Annotated in this window: 12 protein-coding genes; all 12 read right to left on the reverse strand. The window is 40.0% G+C overall.

Going from position 1 to position 19,402, the window contains the following annotated elements:
- Positions 1 to 170 precede the first annotated feature (170 nt).
- Positions 171 to 1,241, reverse strand: a complete 1,071-nt coding sequence (locus DW904_RS16770) for a Gfo/Idh/MocA family oxidoreductase (RefSeq protein WP_118447377.1) — start codon at positions 1,239 to 1,241, stop codon at positions 171 to 173.
- Entirely contained in the window at positions 1,242 to 2,333 is a 1,092-nt protein-coding gene (locus DW904_RS16775) for a saccharopine dehydrogenase NADP-binding domain-containing protein (RefSeq protein ID WP_117457270.1), read from the reverse strand.
- A gap of 28 nt (positions 2,334 to 2,361) precedes the next feature.
- Positions 2,362 to 6,219 (reverse strand): amino acid adenylation domain-containing protein, encoded by a 3,858-nt coding sequence (locus DW904_RS16780; RefSeq protein ID WP_243110459.1) that lies wholly within the window; start codon positions 6,217 to 6,219, stop codon positions 2,362 to 2,364.
- Positions 6,216 to 7,805, reverse strand: a complete 1,590-nt coding sequence (locus DW904_RS24145) for a condensation domain-containing protein (RefSeq protein WP_233441585.1) — start codon at positions 7,803 to 7,805, stop codon at positions 6,216 to 6,218. Before DW904_RS24145 ends, DW904_RS16780 begins: the two co-directional genes overlap by 4 nt.
- A gap of 15 nt (positions 7,806 to 7,820) precedes the next feature.
- Positions 7,821 to 10,919 (reverse strand): amino acid adenylation domain-containing protein, encoded by a 3,099-nt coding sequence (locus DW904_RS24150; protein ID WP_243110460.1) that lies wholly within the window; start codon positions 10,917 to 10,919, stop codon positions 7,821 to 7,823.
- A 179-nt stretch (positions 10,920 to 11,098) separates the two neighbouring features.
- Complete coding sequence (locus DW904_RS24155) at positions 11,099 to 12,280, reverse strand: class I SAM-dependent methyltransferase (RefSeq protein WP_243110461.1); 1,182 nt, start codon at positions 12,278 to 12,280, stop codon at positions 11,099 to 11,101.
- A gap of 130 nt (positions 12,281 to 12,410) precedes the next feature.
- Positions 12,411 to 15,524, reverse strand: coding sequence for an amino acid adenylation domain-containing protein (locus DW904_RS24160; protein WP_243110462.1), 3,114 nt, complete (start codon positions 15,522 to 15,524; stop codon positions 12,411 to 12,413).
- A gap of 14 nt (positions 15,525 to 15,538) precedes the next feature.
- Complete coding sequence (locus DW904_RS16790; RefSeq protein WP_118582933.1) at positions 15,539 to 17,128, reverse strand: AMP-binding protein; 1,590 nt, start codon at positions 17,126 to 17,128, stop codon at positions 15,539 to 15,541.
- A gap of 1 nt (position 17,129) precedes the next feature.
- A complete protein-coding gene (locus tag DW904_RS16795) occupies positions 17,130 to 17,816 on the reverse strand; it encodes a 4'-phosphopantetheinyl transferase superfamily protein (RefSeq protein WP_118582936.1) in 687 nt (228 codons plus the stop codon).
- 10 nt (positions 17,817 to 17,826) lie between these two features.
- Positions 17,827 to 18,552, reverse strand: a complete 726-nt coding sequence (locus DW904_RS16800) for an alpha/beta fold hydrolase (protein ID WP_117457265.1) — start codon at positions 18,550 to 18,552, stop codon at positions 17,827 to 17,829.
- A gap of 97 nt (positions 18,553 to 18,649) precedes the next feature.
- On the reverse strand, positions 18,650 to 19,234 hold the full coding sequence (locus DW904_RS16805) for an accessory gene regulator B family protein (protein ID WP_005344227.1): 585 nt from the start codon (positions 19,232 to 19,234) through the stop codon (positions 18,650 to 18,652).
- On the reverse strand, positions 19,234 to 19,392 hold the full coding sequence (locus DW904_RS16810) for a cyclic lactone autoinducer peptide (protein WP_005344225.1): 159 nt from the start codon (positions 19,390 to 19,392) through the stop codon (positions 19,234 to 19,236). The genes DW904_RS16805 and DW904_RS16810 overlap by 1 nt, the downstream gene beginning before the upstream one ends.
- Positions 19,393 to 19,402 lie beyond the last annotated feature (10 nt).

Genomic DNA, 19,402 nt, shown 5'->3' on the forward strand with positions numbered 1-19,402 from the left:
CGACTATTTTTACTTTTTCTACTGGTTCTATCTTACTCTTTCTGAACATGAAAATACCCCCATATAGGACTTTTATATTTCATTGTCCTATATGAGGGTAGCATATCAAAATCCGTTTAACACTTTTGAGGGGACTTCTTGATTCATAAATATCATTACATCTGAATTATTTATTTTACAATCTCCGATATTTTAATAGGTTTGGTCGTGTATGCATGTATAATATTAGCAGATCCTATACTGTTTCCCAAATCTTTCCATGCCTGACAAACAGATATCAAAAATTGGGCATTGCTGTCCATTTTTTTTCCAAGATAGAAGTCTCTATAAAAATCTTCCAAAAATAGTTTTATACTATCAGGCCATGTATCACTGAACATTTCCCTAAAACATTTTCCTTCGTCATTGTGCATTTCTTCATATACTGGGAGATCTAAATATTCATCGTCTGCTTCTAAATGAAACCCACCATCTGCAGCAATACATTTTCGTATACGTGGTTCCCACATAATATCACTATTCGTTCCAATCATAGTTAAATTTCCACATTCCGTGTATAACGATATTTTATGAAATAAAAGTACGCTGTTTTCCGGATCACTTGGATCCATTTGATTTTGAACATTTATACAGATTGGTATATTATATATCGAACCATATATTATACAAAATGGGGAATTCTTGTACGTTTCTTCTACTCTCTCAAATTTCCATGGTCTTAACCCGCCTATCGCTCTTCCCAAAATATCTATAAGCGGGAAAAGCACATGCACACTACATTCCGCATTAATATATTGCACGTCGTTTTTTTCCCTCAATTTTCCTGCAAGAAAAATAAATTGTTTTACATTGGAAAGTTGCGGATAAAAAGTATTTAGTCTATACATGCAGCAGTTCTTCTGAGCAATCTTAATACACATTATGTAATCATCTATATCAATTGGATGTTCCTGTATCACATTTATACCTTTCTCAAGTAATGAATGCACTATTGTGCTTCCTTCTCCATTTACTACAGTTGATTTTATCACAACGCAGACTACATCCACATTTTCTTTCGTAATCTCATCAATATCTGTATATAGAATTACTCCATATTTTTTTGTCCATTGTTTCGACCATTCGCTTCCTCTCGATAGAATCCCTACAAGTTTATATTTACATTTTATTTTATCTATTGCTCTAATATAGAATTGTCCGAATCCAACCCCACAAACAATTATCCGAAGTCTCTTTTCCATTTACAATTCGCCCTCCTCGTAATTCAAATCATGCTCTTGCATCTTTTTATCATTTTCCTTTAATCCAATTAGTATTTCCTCATTTATCAACGAATTCATGACTATTTCTGCATCCAATATTTCAAATGGCCAATATATGCCTTTTTGACATATTCCCGAACATAATGCTTCAGCACAAAATGCTGCGATTCTTCCATTAATTTTATACGAGTCCAAAGCCTCATATCCATAATTCTTTTTCTCAGTAACAGTTTCTATCTCTAGCCAAATTCTATACCACGTTTTGCTCTCTTCTCTTTTGTTTTCTAGTTTTCTTTTTACATTTTCAGCAAGCCTATTGACATACTCATATTCTTGACTAATCATTAACTTCAAGAGTGCTTCTTGTATTATATTCCTATATTCTGAATTCGTTTGTACATTGTACCAATGCAATTCATCAATTCTACTATATTCCGCACTCAAATAAATTTCGTCTGGCAAATATTCCATTATTTCTGCTGTATCCGGAAAAATTAATGGTACTCTTTCTGTTATATTCTCTGTTTTTTTTATTTGTTGATGTGAATAGTATGAATCAATCTTACCGAATTGAGAAAACGTGCTTAAAAGGAAATCAGCACATGCTGAGGCTGTTATATGTTCGTTACCACCGGCAAAAATATTTACTCTCCTGATTTCACTCTCCTGCTGTTCTTTTCTTATCCATACAGGAAGAATCCCCGATAATCCGGGGAAACTTCCTGCACCAATTATCATAGTGCTTTCATAATTGTAGAGTTCTTCTTTATCTATGCCTATGCCAAATGTATCTATATAATCAATGTTATGCTCACACACTACACTTGCTATCTCTCGTGAAAGGTAATATGACGGTCCAGTGCAGTTAATGACAATACTGCAATTTTGGCAAAACTTTATTAGTTCTTTCCTATTCCGCACATCAACTTGAACATATTCTATATCTGTATCCGCATTCATGTTTACTATTTTTCTCTGACCACATTTCAGCGGATATTTTCCTTTTAAATAATTTACCACATATTGCCCAACACCTCCTCCACATCCTAATATTCCAATCAGCTTATTCACGCTTTTATCACTCCTTTCACAAAAATTGCTACAGCCTCTCTTCTTTCAATATTCTTTCAGCCACTTTATCTGCATATGAACCTGTCATGCAGGTCAAATGCTCCCCTTCTATTAACTCAGATGTTATATTTCCCACTGTGGCTTCTTTCCAAAATCTTTCATTATCCGTGGGTTCAACTGGTAAAAAAGAAGAATTTTTATTGCGACAACTTAATACTAACGCATTTCCTACATAAATACCTGCATCATACATAATTACAGCGCTAAAGCTGTGGCAAAACACTTTGTATAAAGTATCTAATCTTTCCTTTGAATAACCAGATGTTTCTCCTTTAGTCGCAGGAAGTGTATTATACAGCTCTAATAAGCGTTCAGCATGTGTCTTCTTTATGAGTTTACCATAGCACTGACTTACAGGTAAAAATTCTCCTTCCAAACTTACTAGTTCTTCATTAGAAACATTATCTCCATATTTTTCACCTAATTCTTTAATTGCTCTTTTCAATAATTCATCCTCTACTGTATGCCCCACTTTATACGTATCTGCTCCAATTATCATTCCAAAAGCTCTTTCCATCAGTAGCTCATTATTTACCATTCTTCTGCTAGGCGTAGTATCAACGCTTATTAACGAATGCACTGTTTTCCCAGCTTCCGTCAAAATCTTAGCAGTTTCAAGTGCTATAAGTCCTCCCATACAATATCCAACCAAATCGTAGACTTCTTTTTCTGTGTCAATTAATATTTTTGCATACTTCTCACCCAAGAATTGTATCAATTTTTCAGGCTTAACAGATAAGTATTCTTCCATATCATTACACTGCAAAGCCAATAAGCTTCCTTCAGTCGAATGTAAAAAGGGAATCACTTGATTATATGGACTTATTGTACCCGTTCCATCATGTATGAGTACTAATGCTTTATTATTGTTTCCCTGTTTCAAAATTATTAAGCTTTCCTGTTTTTCTTTCGTTTCCTCTGACGGTAAACCTTCCATTAGCTTTTTACTAATTCCTTCAATAGTTGGTGATTCAATTAAAGCGATCATTAGCTTATCCCAATCCCACGCTTTTGCCTCTTCTATCTTTTCTTTCATTTTTGCTACAACTTGTGCGACTAAGAGTGAATCTCCACCTATCTCATAAAAGTTTTCATTTTTCCATATTTTTTCTTTTTTCAAAGCATCACACCATATTTGTGCTATTGCTTTTTCTAAATCTGTCGATGGTGCCTCGCCTTGCTCAGTTGTCTGTGTTAATGTTCCATCTAAATGATTTCTAAGAATATTTCTATCTATTTTCCCATTCGCAGTTAGCGGAAATTCCTTCAGTACCTCTATATGAGATGGCAACATATATTCCGGCAAATTATTTGCCATGTAATTTTTAATTTCACTTGGATCAATTCTTCGCCTTTTTGAATTAAATTTACAAACAAAGACCGTTTGTCCTATTACTTTTAACGTGCTATCCTCCTCCGGAAACGCAGCCAACAATTCTATGTCGGATTTCTTGAATAACTTATTCCATTGATCCTGCTGAAGAAAAATCTGTTCATTTTCTGCTCTAAAATCTTCTACTCCATTTAATCCATTCAGAAATTCTATCGATGTCATCAATGCATAATTATTGCCTGTGGCATCTATAATAATTAGATTTCCATTCGGAGCAGCTATTTCCTTAAACTGCCCTAACACTTTTACCTCATTATTCGCATTGTGAAGTACATTATTGCAAAGTATTACATCAAAATATGATGTTGGAATATCTTGTTTCCAATAATCAATATTGATATCATATAAGCCAAATTTTACCCACGGATATTTTTTAAATCGCTCTTGTGCCTCATTTAAAAATGAACGTGAAATGTCCGTAAATAAATATTCTACATTATATATTTTTAGTGCTTCAATTAAATCTATACTCACTCCACCTACACCAGCTCCAATTTCTAATATCCTGAACTGCTTTTGTGGATATTTTTTTGTGAAATGCTTTACAAGTACCAGCATATCTTCAACTACAACCCTATTAGTACACTTACTAACAATATTATCCTTGTACGCTGCTAATGCTACTTTAAAACTTCCTTTTGGGAAAAATAAGTCTATAGGATCCAGTTTTCCTCGCAATAAAGGTAATAAATTTGTACGCGTTTCTCCAAAAAAATTCATCATTAAATCATTATAATGTACCTTAGAATCAACTTTTAACCACTGTTCCCAAGAATGCTCGGCTAAATCTCTTGTTATCTCTTTCTTAATCCTATACTGATTTTTGTCATTCTTTACAACATATCCTTCCGTTTCTAATGCCTTTAGCCATCTTCTAATCAAAGGTTCATAATATTCATGCACCTTTAATGAATTAAATATCTCTTTTATCGGATACCATGTGTTTCGATCCGTAAAAATTTCTACTTTGTAAAAGGTCGCCAGCATATCATAAATTGCAGTCTCATTAGACGCATGTAGCCAGTCAGCAAAATCTAAGATATTTGCCTCAAACAGATTGCTATCTTGGTTGAAGCTTTTGTTTTTATTTTTTATATCATTTATTTCTGCTGTATTATCAACAACACTTTTTTCTATTTTAGGCTGTACGAAAGCACCTATTATATCGTCATTTTCTGTTGCTGTAACAACAATAGATCCCTCTACATCCTCGCACTGATTTATAACAGATTCCACTTCATTCAACTCCACTCGGTGTCCTCTGATTTTTACTTGATAATCTTCTCGCCCTAAAAATTCAATAACACCATCTGTTCTATATCTTCCCATATCACCAGTGTCGTATAAACGTTCTTCTAGCTCTTTATGGAATACAAATTTCCGGCAAGTAAGAGAATCATCTTTAAAATATCCAAGTGCCAAGCCTTTTCCACTTATATAAATCCTTCCTTTTACCCAATCCGGGCATTCTCTCATTTCATCATCCAAAATATAAAATTTTTGATTTGAGAGCGGTATTCCATAAGGAATACTTTTTTCATATACATAATCAGGATTAATTTCATACGCAATCGACCATATACTTGCTTCTGTAGCACCACCTAAACTAATCATCCTCGAATTACCAAATATTTGTTTCATTCTCTTAGGAAGCTGTACAGGAATCCAATCCCCAGAAAGCATAATAAGTCTTAATTTTTCTACCTTGCGTTTTTTCTCTGCTTCCAAATATGATAACAACATTTGCATTTGTGCCGGAACAGAATTCCAAATAGTAATTTGGTTTTCTAAAAGCAGCGTTCCCCATTCCGAAACATTTTTCTCATCGGTTGGCAGCACCAGTTTCCCACCAACTGCAAATATTCCAAAAATATCAAAAACTGATAAATCAAAAGCTAAATTTGAAATTCCCAGCACACTATCATTTTTTGTAATATTATACCGTCTTATCACATCATTAATTGTGTTCATTGCCGATGCATGTGATATGACAACGCCTTTTGGATTTCCTGTAGTACCGGACGTATATATTATGTATGCGGCCTGATTGGTATTTGTATTAAGTACTTCTACTTCCAGAGCATCCGCAACCACCATATCTTCTACATAAATTTTTTCCGCACAATCCAGTAAATCTATGTTTTTATTCGATGTGATAATAAATTTTGCTTGGGCATCTAATTCTATTTTATTTTTTCTATTTCTTGGTTGTCCTATGTCCACAGGTAAATATGTTCCTCCTGCCAAAAGGACTCCTAAAACAGACGCAATCTGCCATATTCCCTTTTTTAACTCAATTGCAACGATATCTGCAGTCTTTATATTTTTTCTAAGGAGCTCCTTTTTTACAGATGTAGCATATTCACCTAGTTCTTTATATGTATACTCTTTACCATTTGAACACAGCGCAATTTTACTAGGATATTTCTTCACACTTTCGCAAAATCCCTCGTGGAGAAGTTGCGGAATATATGGATAGTTGACTTCCTTTTTTTTCTAATTTCTTTCATATCAGAAGGCAATTTGATTACATTTTTATCTGCCAACATATTTTGAGTATCAGTATAAATAAGCATTTCAGAAAATGTTCTAAAAGCCATTTCAATCATTTTTTTAGGGAAAGCCTTTTCTCTAACATCCCAATTTACTAATATTCCTTCTTTATATTCCATTACTTGGCAATCTATTAAAACCTGCGGAGTCTGACTGATTTTATAAATTAAGTTTCCTTTATGATTTGTACTCTCTTTTCGTGAAACCATGCTTAGTGTACTTGTAAACACATATGGAATAATTACTTCTTTTTTCTTTAATCTTGTCATCTCTCTTAACACTTCTATGCCACTATACGACATATGTTCCATGTCATTCCATAACTGTTTTTGTATAAACTGTACTCTCTGTATAAATGACAAATTATAATCTTGACATATCTCCAAAATATTTATTTTTGTGAAATCCCCTATGATGCTATAAATATCTGGATGCACTTGCTCACGATTAGCCATAGTAACGTTAATGCTGAATCGTTTCGAATTTGACCAGTATGCTAATACTTCTGCATAGCATGCTAAAATCAGTCCAGATAAAGTGATATTATTATCATCTGCCAGTTTCTGTAACTCCAAATAGCGTTCTTTTTCAATATAAGTATTTAATTGACGAATAGAGGTATCTTTTAAATCTTCTTTAACCGGTAAATCTGGAGCTTCCGGCATTGTTGAAATTCTCTCTTCCCAATACTGTTTATCTTTTTTCATGGTTTCCGAATACTGTGGATGCTTTTGTCTATTATGCTCATAAACAATTACATCTCTAAAAGACAGTTCTTTCGTAAAAGTCTTCTTTTTATCACCAAAATAATTATCCTCCAATTCGTCAACAATAATATTTATACTCAAGAAATCCGCAATTAACATATCTAGCGAAATGTGTAAAATTGTAACGTCCTCTAATTCAGATATTTCCAAATCAAATAACGGCCACTCTCCAACTTTATATTGTTTCATTACCAATCTATCTCGGATTTCATTTAATTTGTTTTTTCTTTCATCTGGTGAAATATCCTCAATTTTCCATTTTTCTATAGCCGGTACTTCGTAATCCTGTAATATTTGTTGTTCTTTATTATTCTTAATCACTGCATGAAGCATATCGTTATTTTTCACAACATTTTCCCATGCTCTTTCCAATTTTTCTAAATCAAGTTTAGGAAATTCGTATTCTGCATAAATTTTACATCCAATTCCACCATATTGATAAGTTCTGTTTCGTCCTATTACATATGCTACTTGTATATCTGTCATTTCAAACGGCAAAAATCTTTGGGTTTTATCGCATACAACTTGACCCTTGTGTGATTTTAAATAGGTAATAATATCATCTTTGTAAGCCTGTAGTTCTTTTCGCGCATCATCATCAATGATACCTTTCGGGCCACTAAATTGAAGCTTATCTTCATTCAAAAATAATTTCACACCTTTTTCTTGGTATTTTAAAATAATTTTTTCTGCTGTCATTTCTTCTCCTTCTTTCTAAAAAAATCCTTCTTCTATAGAAGTTACAATATTACTTCCACTTTTCTTACTATTATCTTTTACTTTTTTCTGTACAAACTCTGATAATTGTTCTACTATTGGAAACTCCAAAACATCTCTTATCGTGATTTCTATTATATATTTCTCTTTTATTCTATTTGCCAAAGTAATTGCTTTAAGAGAATTTCCTCCACTCGAAAAGAAATCGTCCTTCAAACTTACATCTTGGCATTTCAATACTTCCTTCCATATTTCACTAAATTCTTTCTCCTCCTTTGTCATTGCTCGATTATTAGATTCAAAAGTCTTTTGAAACTCTATTGCCTTTCTTTTAAGTTCCTTTTTATCAATTTTCCCATTTTTCGTTGTGGGCATTTCTAATAGAGCGATGAAGTTTTGTGGAATCATATATTTGGGTAAATAGTCACGCAAATAATTTTGAAAATAGGTCTCGTTTATTTCATAATCCGAAACGTAAAATCCAACAAGTTTATTATCTTTAATATTTACGACCTGACTTATTTTTACACCATGAATCCAATTCATAAAAGTTTCAATTTCGCCCAGTTCTACCCTATACCCATTGATTTTCACCTGATTATCCAGTCTTCCAAGAAATTCAATATTACCGTCATTCCAATACCGTCCCATATCTCCGGTACAATACAGCCGTTCTCCAGTTCTATCTAAGACAACAAATTTTTCCTTTGTTTTTTCTTTATCGTTTAAATATCCCTGTGCAATGCCATCTCCGGCAATATAAAGTGTTCCCGGTACCCAGTCAGGGCAATCTTCCATATTCTGATCCAGAACATAATACTTCTGGTTTGCAAGCGGTTTCCCATACGGAATACTCTTCCAATCTTCCGGCACAACCTCTGGAATCTCGAAATGATTAGACCAGATACTGCCTTCTGTTGCTCCTCCAAGAGCAACAATCTCAACATTCTGGAACAGATTACGGATTCTCCCTGGAAGTGAAACAGGAACCCAGTCACCACTCATCATTACTAACCGCAGCGATTGTGAAGTTACCTGCCTTTGATATTCCTCATATTCTGCCAGCATTTCTACAAAAGCTGGCACGCTGTTCCATACGGTAATATTCTCATGATTCAACCAGTGAATCCAATGCGCTGGATCTTTTCCATATTCCGGATCCGGAAGAACCAATTTCCCACCTGCGCCTAAAATGCCAAAAACATCATAAACAGACAGGTCAAAATGAAGATTGGAGATTCCAAACGCCGTATCCTGTTCTGTAATCTGATAGCGTGCATTGATATCCAGTATCGTATTCACTGCATTATGGTGAGTAATCATTACTCCTTTCGGCATCCCGGTTGTTCCCGACGTATAGATTACATACGCAAGGTCTCCCGCCTTATTCTCCTGTGCTTTGTATTCAGAATCGGTTTTTAATTCAGACACAGAAATACAATCCCACTCGTGCAGCCATTCGGTATCCTGATCATACGCCTGATTCTGCACAAGAATGATTCTTGTTCCACTATCACGGAGAATCTTTTCAACTCGTTCTCTCGGATTATGGATATCTATCGGAAGATATGCGGCTCCGGCAAACATGATTCCATAAACAGCAACTACCTGCTCCCACCCTTTTTCCATAAATACAGCTACCGTCTCTTCTTTTTTTATTCCCATGCTCTGCAACTGCCCGGAAATGTAAAACGCTTCTTCTTTTATCTCCCGATATGTCATCCGCCTGCTGCACGTTACCAGCGCCTCCTTATCCGGAAATTTGTCTGCCGACTCCAAGAATAATCCATCCAACGTTTTCTCTTCAAATTCAGCCGCCGTTTCATTCGCCTGACGCCGTTTTTCTGAAATTTCCGCTGTTACCAGACTTGCCGTTTTTTCCTGCATGATCTCCGGATGAACTGCTAGCGTATGAAGCAGGCCGGTATATGCCCGGAACATCTCATCTAGCATTCCTGGATAAAATAATTCGTCCACGGAATCCCAAAACAAGCATAAACAGCCATCCATTTCAACCACCTGATGATCCAGCCACACCTGCGGCGTCTGTGAAATGTTATAGTTCAGTTTTCCAAGCCACTTTCCTTCATTCCACTGCTCCACGCCAAGACCACTGGTAAACACTACCGGCATAATAGCGCCCCGCATATTTCCAGTCTTTTTCTTTAATTCGCGCTCCAGTTCAACCGCGCCATAAGCTGTATGCTCCAGATCTTCTGTAAGCTGCTTCTGAATTGCCTTTGTCCTTTCCGCAAAATTATTCCCTGCATTCTTTATCTCCAGCAATGTCAGTGTTGTAAAATCTCCAACCAGATTGTTCACTTCCGGATGCAATTGTTTCCGGTCAAACTGCGTCAGATTAAGTGTAAAATCCTTATTACTGCTCCACAAGCGGAGAGTCTCCGCATAAGCACTCATCAAAAGAACAGAAGGCGTTACCTCCAGTCTTCCCGCCGCGTCTTTTACAGACTGCCATTCTTTCTGTGACAGTTTTGCGCTCCGGCGACAGAAACGCTGCTCTGTAATCTGGCTTTCGTTCTTTGCAAGTGGCAGATCCGGTGCGTCCGCAAAAGTCTCCACCCGGTCTTCCCAATATTTTTTATCTTTCTCATAAGCAGAGGTAGACTTTATCTGCTCCAGTCCCAGCACGTAATCCCGGAAAGACAAAGTAATCGACATTTCCGCTTTTCCATTTCGATATACTTCTGCCCACTCATCTAAGAGATGGAACATACTCCAGCCATCAAAGATAATATTGTCAAAACTGATATGGATTCTATGCTTCTGGTCCTCTATTTTAGTGATTCGCACATCAAACAGAGGCCATTCATCTGTCTGAATTACCTGATGAGACATCTCTGCCCGTTTTTCATCCAATGCCTTTTCTTTTTCTGTCACTTCCAATTGTCGGATATCCGTCACGTCAATATGATACTGGGGAGTATTCTCCAGTATGCGCTGCATACCATCCGGCTGGATAATAACACGCATCATCCCGTGCCTCTGTATCAACAGATTCCATGCCGTCTCTGCGCACTCAGTATCAAGGCCGTCTGCATCCAGTTCAAAATAACAGTGTGTTGCAACATTTCCCAATTCATACAATCCGCTTCTGCCAAGCCAGTAAGCATACTGCACATCGGTTAATGGGAACGAATGATATGCTTCCTCCAGATTCGGTTTGATCTGCAGTGTATCTTCTTCTTTCTGTTCGGACTGTTCAATAGCTTTTGCCAGAGATTTTACGGTCAGATTTTCAAAAATCGTACTGATCGTTATTTTGCAGCCGAGGTTGTCTGTACTTCCGAGATCAACCTTGTGGCAATCAGCGAGTCTCCCCCAAGGCTAAAATAATTATCTTCAATTCCGATATTTTCATATCCAAATAATTGTTTCCAGATATCTAAAAGCTTTTCTTCTGTTTCTGTCGTTGCCTTTGAAAATCGGATAACCGCAGTTTCTTCTTTAAAATCTTCCCGCAATTGCTTCCTGTTAATCTTCCCATTGGACAATGTTGGGAGCTGCTCCATGAAATGATAGTTCTGTGGAACCATATACTCCGGCAGTTTTTCTGACAGATATTCCCTTAGTGCTCCATTATGATAGGACAGGACAGACGCCTGCTGTCTGCTGCAGCATATACATCTTCCATATCTCTCTGTCACAGCACAGTCTTCGCCCAATCCTGCCTCTGATAAACATTCTCTCCACAGCAGGCAGTCCGGGGTAACCAGCCCTGCTTCTTTTCTCTTGTCCTGAATATCCGCAAAACCATTTTCCAAAAAAGCCGCTGTAAGTTCCTGAAGGTATGTCCTTACCACAAGGTCAGTCATCAGCAATATTCCGTTTGGCTTCAGTAATTCCGCTACTTTCTTTACCGCATCCGCAGCATCAATATTTCTATGTAAAGCATTTACCGATATCACAACGTCATAACTATGCAAGGACATCTGCTGCTTATCCATGCCTTCTTCCAGATTCAGCATCTCAAACTCGACTCTCTCATATCCCGCAAGTTCTTTCTCTGCTTCCTGCAGAAAATATTTTGAAGAATCCGCATATGTATAAGCCACGCTTACATCTTCCAGTGCATTCAAAAACTGTCTTGTAATTGCAGTGTCCCTTGTACCAATTTCTATAATCTGGAGTGGCTCTTTTCTGCGTTCTTCTGCCAGAAGCCTTAATCCCTGCACCAGTCTTTCCACTGTTTCCTCGCAGCCCGGAATCCTCCGAAGCAGCATATTCGGAGCCAAAGCCGGCTCTTTCTGGTAGAATACGTCCAGCGGGACTTCATTCCCAGTAACCATATGCTTCAGATACGGCTTCAGTTTCTTAAAATACGTTTCCGCATCTCCAGCTTTTTCCGGTACAGCCACTTCCTTCCCGGTACGCGATAGTCTGCCGTCCTCTTCTCTCAGGATTCCTTCCTTCTTTAAAATTTCCAACCATCTTGCCACAGTATTCTTCTGTGTTTCCGTAATGCTCCCTTTTCAAAATTTCCTTTTGCGAAAGAACTTCCTTCTCTGATACAAAAACGCCTAACTCTATGAGTGTCTCCAGCATAAGCTGTACACATCTCTGGTCTGCCTAGGCAAGGAAATTTTTGTATGCTGTCTTCCGTTCCTGCTGCATCTGCCAATTGCTGACATCATCCTTCAGTTCTTTCCAGCCTCCGCCAAAGATATCTGTGCCGTACAAATACGTTGTAACTTTAGAATCTTCCTGTATCGGCGCTCCGATATAAGCAGCCAGCGTTTTATTGCCATGACCATCACTAACTGTATCAACAACTGCATGAGCCACACCCGGAAACTCCTGAATCGCATGTTCAATTTCTCCCAATTCAATCCTGTGTCCACGGATCTTTACCTGATGGTCTTTTCTTCCCAAAAATTCAATTATCTCATCATCCCAGATTCTTCCGAGATCACCGGTCCGATACCATCTTCCATACTGATCTGTGATAAATTTCTGCCCCGTAAGCGCAGAATCTCCCCTATATCCTTTTGCTACACCAAAACCGCCAATCCAGAGTTCGCCTTCTGCCCAGTAAGGGCAATCCCTTCCATACTCATCCACAACACGATATGCCTGATATCTGAGTGGCTTTCCATAGGGAATAGATTTCCAGTTTTTCGGCATCGGCAGGGTAACATTCTGATAATTGGACCAGATACTTGCCTCTGTAGCTCCTCCCATAGCGACAAACTGGCAATCCTCTGTCCATGCCGCAACCCTCTGCGGGAGATCCATCCCAATCCAATCTCCGGAAAGCATAACCGCCCTGATCGGCAGTTTCTGTTTCATGGATTCCGCCCGTATCAAAAGCATATCCAGAAGCACCGGCACTGAATTCCAAACGGTAATCTGATATTTCAACACTTGTTCCAGCCAGTAATCCGCATTCCTTCTCTCCTGCTCTGGAAGCAATACCAATGTTCCTCCTGCGCCTAAAATTCCAAAAACATCATATACCGACAGGTCAAAATCCATAGCTGATACAGCCAGCGCCCGATCTGCACTTGTTACATGGTACTTTTCATTAATATCCTGAACCGTATTCCATGCGCTTTCATGCGCAATCTCTACACCCTTCGGAACACCTGTAGAGCCTGACGTCATGATGATATAGGCGCTGTCCTTCGGCGACACCTCTGGCAGTCTCACATTTTCCTGTCCCTCTTCCATACCTTCCATCACAAGGATTTCCGTACCTTCCGGCCAGTCCAGTTTTTCGGATAATTCCCGATTCGTGACCACATAGCGGACTCCCGTCTTCTCATGGATTAACGCTCTCCGATCTTTAGGCTGGCTTAAGCTGACCGGAAGGTATGAATTTCCGGAAAGCAAAATTCCTAATGCCGCCTCGATCTGTTCTATCCCGCGCGGCAGGGTAAGTGCAACCGGGACGCCCTTAATATCCTTTTCTGAAATTCCTGCCGCCACTGCTGTTGCCCGTGCTTTTAATTCCCCATAGGATACCGATCTTCCGCTTCCCGCATCAATAAGCGCAATATCTTCCGGGCAAACTTCCGCATGGTTCATAACAGCCCAATGCAGGCATTCCACACGCTCCGGCACTCCTGTACGCGCTGTATCTTCAATTTCTCTTTTTCTTTTTTCAGGAAGCACATCAAATCTCTGATTCCAGTCCTTCTTTCCCAATTCATGCAGAAGAATCTCAAAACTCTCCAACATATCCGGGATCATATTCTCCGGGAATAACTCATCCACGCTGTCCCATGTAAGCTGTACGCCATTTTCATCTTCATAACTCTGAAAATCATTCCACACCTGCGGCGTCTGGGAAATCATATAGGAAAACTGCCCCAGTTCATTCCGGAACGTATCATTTACCAACGGCGTTCCCAGATTGCAGGCAAAAACAACCGGCGCCACTGCCGATGCGTCCCCACACATCTGCGCAATGTCTCTCTGTACTTGCACGCCGGAATATGCCGTATACTTCATATCCTCATGAAGCTGCTTCTGAATCCTGTCCAACAATTCCGCAAAAGTCGGATTTTCTTCGCAGTTAATCTCCAGCAATAACAGAGTAGTAAAATCTGCTATTACTTCCTCTAACCCCTGCTGCTCTGTTTTCCGGTTAAAAAACGGAATGTTAATAAGGAAACAATGATTCCTGCTCCATCGTTCCAGAACCACCGCATATGCAGTAAGAAGAACCATTGCCGGAGTTGTCTGGTATTTTTTTGCCCGCATTTGCAAATGATCCCATTCTTCCTTTTCGATTCGCACAATCCTGCGGTTGAACACCGTTTTTTCCACTTCTTGCGGACGTTTTGCCAATGGAAGGTCAGGGCCTTTTGGCAAATGCTCTAAACGATTCTTCCAGTATTTTTCTGCGTTTTTCCGTTCCTCCCCTTCTTCCTGTTTCTGCCGTTCTAGATAGGAAGCAAAATTCCACCCTTTTGATTCTTTCGGCAGGTTTTCCCCTCGGTAAGCAGATGCCAAATCCCTCAATAATATCTGCAGACTCTGTACATCAGCAACCAAAAGTGCCATGTCCACATGAAGGCGTGCCTTATTTTCAGGAAAAAGCGTAAGCTCTATTCCTGCTACTTCGCCTTCCTCAATCTTTAACTTCCGATGGGATAAACGTTCTCTGACAGATACTGCCATTGCCTCTGCTTCCTCAGATGACATCCGGGAAAAATCATGAACCTTTATTTTTTCACAATACGGCTTATCCAGGATTTTCTGTGTTCCATCATCCAAAAAGCAGGCGCGCAGCATAGGATGATGATACTGCAGTACATTCCATGCTTTTTCCAGACGCTCCGGATCTATATTTCCCCCATCAAACTCTAAATACGCATGACAGTCTATTCCTCCAAGAGCCTGTTCTTCATCCCTGCCAACCCAATATGCATACTGTACGTCTGTTAAAGGAAACGGCTGTTTCATATCCTTTTCCGGCGTTATCTTAGATTCTTGCGCCCGTTTTTTGCCCGCTTTTTTCTTCATGCTGCGCTGGATCAGCGCCCACCAGCCTTCAAGGGTAGGATTTTCCATCAATGAACCGAATGAAACCTTAACCCCCTGTTTTCTCCACTGGTTTACCAGACGCATGATTGTCAGGGATGAAAGCCCAAGCTCCAGCAGATTTTCGGAATCCCCCAAATCTCTGGCTACCGGCAGCTTTTGTTTGATCTGTTCCTTTATCTCTATATATTCCATGATTCTGTCTCCTTCTATTTTTCCTGCGCCATCCGTTCTAATGCTTTCTTATCTATTTTTCCTACGCTGGTCAGCGGCCATGTCTCTACCCGTTCTATCTGATCCGGCATTTTATACGCCGCAACGCCTATTTCCCGCAGGAACCTGTGTATTTCCTGCAAATCGATCCCGGCTTCATCATCGGTCACAAGGAATGCACATATCCGGTTTCCAAGGGTTTCATCCGTAACGCCGACAACGGCTGCCTCTTTGATTTTCGAATGCCTGCAAAGATAAGCTTCAATCTCTGAAGGCATGATCTTTTCTCCGGCGCGGTTAATCTGCTCTTTGATCCTCCCGCCCAAACGTAACCTTCCGTCTTTCGTCCACATAGCTTTATCGCCCGTCCGGTAAAATCCGTCCGACGTAAAGCTCTTTTTATTCGCTTCCTCCGCCATATAATAACCATCAATCGTATACGGGCCTCTGGATAATAATTCCCCAAAAACTCCTTCCGGTACGGCCTTATCTTCTTCATCCACAATCTTTACTTCATCCGCAGGAGACACCGGAGTTCCCTGGCATCTTGCGATCAGGGAACCTTCATCCTCCGGGCTAGTAAAGGACAGTAGCCCCTCCGCCGTACCAAATACCTGCATCAGTTTACACGGCCATTCTTCAATGATCTTATCCGCAAGGGAATCTTCCAGCATTGCGCCGCCCACCTGCAAAATCCGCAGGCTGGATATATCATAATCTTCATCCCATTCCAGCATTTCCATGCACACAGTAACCATAGCAGGAACCAATGCCGTTATCGTGACACCTTCCTCTGTAATTGCGTCAAGGATATCATCCGGGCTGGTCGCAGACGCAAGCACAACTTTTCCTCCCACGTCCAGCGTGCCTAAAAGCCCCGGGCAGCATAACGGGAAATTATGAGCTACCGGAAGAGACGCCAGATAAACGTCACTGCTATCCAGACGGCATCTCTTCGCGGACATGCGGGCATTATACATATAATCCGTATGGGTGCGCGGAATCAGTTTCGGAATCCCTGTCGTCCCGCCGGACAGCAAAAGCACCGCCGTTTCATACCCATCCACAGCCGGAAATGCTCCATTTTCTCCATACGTTTCCGCAATCATTCCACTGATATCCCCGGATTCGCTATCTACAAATATATGCCGGATACATGAATATTTCTCTTTCATCGCATTTGCCATCGGCACATATGAAAATCCCAGATATTTCTCCACCACAATATAAGCGGCCGGCTTTGCCAGTTCAATAATTCCTTCCAGTTCCGCCTCCCTGTGGGCCGGCAGCATCATGATTGGCACCGCCCCAATCTTGGAAAGCGCAAAAAACACGATCACAAAAGAAATCCTGTTCGGAAGCTGCACAAGCACTTTGTCTCCCTTTAAAATCCCTTTACGCAGAAAAGCTACCGCAAGACAATCTGCTTTTTGCTTTAATTCCATATAACTGATCTCGTCTTCACTGTCCGTGACCGCAATTCTTTCTCCATATTTTTCCGCCCACCTATCAAGCTGTTCTCCAAATCCACATCTCTCCCAGCCTTCCAGATTCTCATATTTGCCCATATCTTTCTTATAACCCATTTTATCTGTCTCCTTTCTTATGCGCCGCCACATACGCAGCATATCCTTTGATCCTGACCGGATACAGAAACCAGTCCTGATCTTTCTTATCTTTTTCTGCAATTTTCTCGTTTCTGACAGAGAAGAAATCCATTCCTCTTCCTAATCCAATTCCAAGCGCCTTTACATATGCCTCTTTCGCCGCCCAGTACTGGAAAAACAGATCCGGTCCTTCATTTTTTACATCTTCCGCTTCTTCTGCAGTATAAAAATTTTCCGCTATCTCCCTATAGTCCGGGCACTCTGCCATCTCCTGCACATCTACTCCGATATCCATTCCGACAGCGAATACCGCCAGTATGAATTCACCCGAGTGCGAAATGTTAAAATCCACTGTCCGCTTTCCTGCAATCTTTTTATGATAAGGCTTACCCAGTTCATTGACAGAAAAATCAATCGTTTCCATATCTAAGTATCTTTTTAAGAGGATCCGCACGACAACCTTCCCGGCTATATAACGCATCCTGTCTTCAAGAAAACGGAATCTTCCGGCTTGCTCCAATTCCTGCCCACTCAGGATATATTCATGGTTCTTCCAGAAATCTGTCATTTCAGGCCAGCGGATACACCATATATGTATCTCATTTTCACGGATATAAAGTTTGTCTGCTGACAGAAATTCCTTTTCTCCGTATCGTTTAATCTCCATTTTTCATTCTCTAAAGCAGTCTCATGACCTCACTTATTACTTCGTCTTCACAATCCCTCAGATAAAAATGTCCTCCCGGAAATATCCGGTAGTTAAAATCATTGTCCGTATACTTTCCCCATTCCAAGATCGCACTCTCATCCGCTTCGTCGTCCTTTTCTCCGCCAAATGCAGAGATAGGTGTATGCAGCACTACTCCCGCTTTATCATAATACGTTTCATCCATGGTAAAATCCGCCCGCAGCATAGGCAGAAAGAAATCCAACAATTCCTGATTCTCTAGTATCTCTTTTGGCGTCCCTTCAAATCTTCCCAGTTCCCTCTTAAACGCTTCATCCGGAAGATGATAGATTGGCTTCGGTTCCGGAATGCTGGGAATCCGGCTGCCGGAAATAAACAGGTATTTCGCTCTATATCCCTCTGCCTCCAATCGCTTTTCCAGCTCATAGGAGATCTTCCCGCCCATACTGTGCCCCCATAAGGCATACGGTCCGTCCACAGCCTCTCTTACAGCCTCTTCCAGATCATCTAACATAACCGGCATATCTATATACGGTTTCTCCATGATCCGTTCTTCCCTTCCCGGAAGCTGGACTGGACATACCGTTACTTTTCCCTGCATCTTTTTCGCCCACTGATTATAAGCAGACGCGCCGCCTCCTGCAAACGGCAGGCAGAACAAGGTTATTTTCTCTTTGTTGATATTTTCTGTATTTTTTATCAATTTCAAATTCACTTTTATATTCCTCTTGTATCATGTTCTTTTTGTTCTGTTTATCATCCTTTTGCAATACGCTTTTCCCAGGTATTTCTTATTCCTATCATGGATTAGTTCACTCTAACTCTTTATCAAAAAAAATTTTGGTCCATCCTAATATTAAACCAGACGCCAAAACAATATGCGCTACCATAATCCCGTTTACGATCAGGGAATATCCAATCACAGAAAAAACACCTGCTATCGCGCATTCAATAACTAAAATTACCCTCGCGCGCATCCCATAAACTTTTTTCTCTTTCGCATCCAACTTCTTGCTGCTGGCATCTACCGGCGCCATGATAAATATAACGCCAACCGCGACAAACCATATGATCCGCATTTGCCATATTACAGCCGGAGCAGACGCCAGATACAGACTGCATAGAAGGACAAGGATACCGGAAACAGCCATGCAGCCCCCTGCCTTTTCCAAATGAATCCCTCCGGCATACTGCCTTAAAACAGTAAAGGGCAATAAAAAGACTATCATCTCCATCCAATTCCCCGTTATGATGCCAAGTATGACGATGATAAGGTATATTACCACCCTGCCCAGCAGTACGCCGTAAGCATATTCATACAGCCTGCGGTCTTTCTCTTCAAGAATCCCATTCCTGCTTTGTAGTTCAAAAAGCCGACCAGCCATTTTTTTCCACACTAGAATTTCCTCATTTTCTTAACTTCTTCCGGCTCATCTTCCTGATAGTACAGCCAGTTGCACGCCAGATTTGCCGTATACGCCGTCAAGCAGAGTGCAAGACAGTTTACAGCTCCAAGCAGTTTGATTCCCAGGTTTTTTCTGATTATTTTTTTCATAGTTACAAAG

The sequence above is a fragment of the Ruminococcus sp. AM42-11 genome, from assembly GCF_003480145.1.
GTDB lineage: Bacteria > Bacillota > Clostridia > Lachnospirales > Lachnospiraceae > Blautia_A > Blautia_A faecis.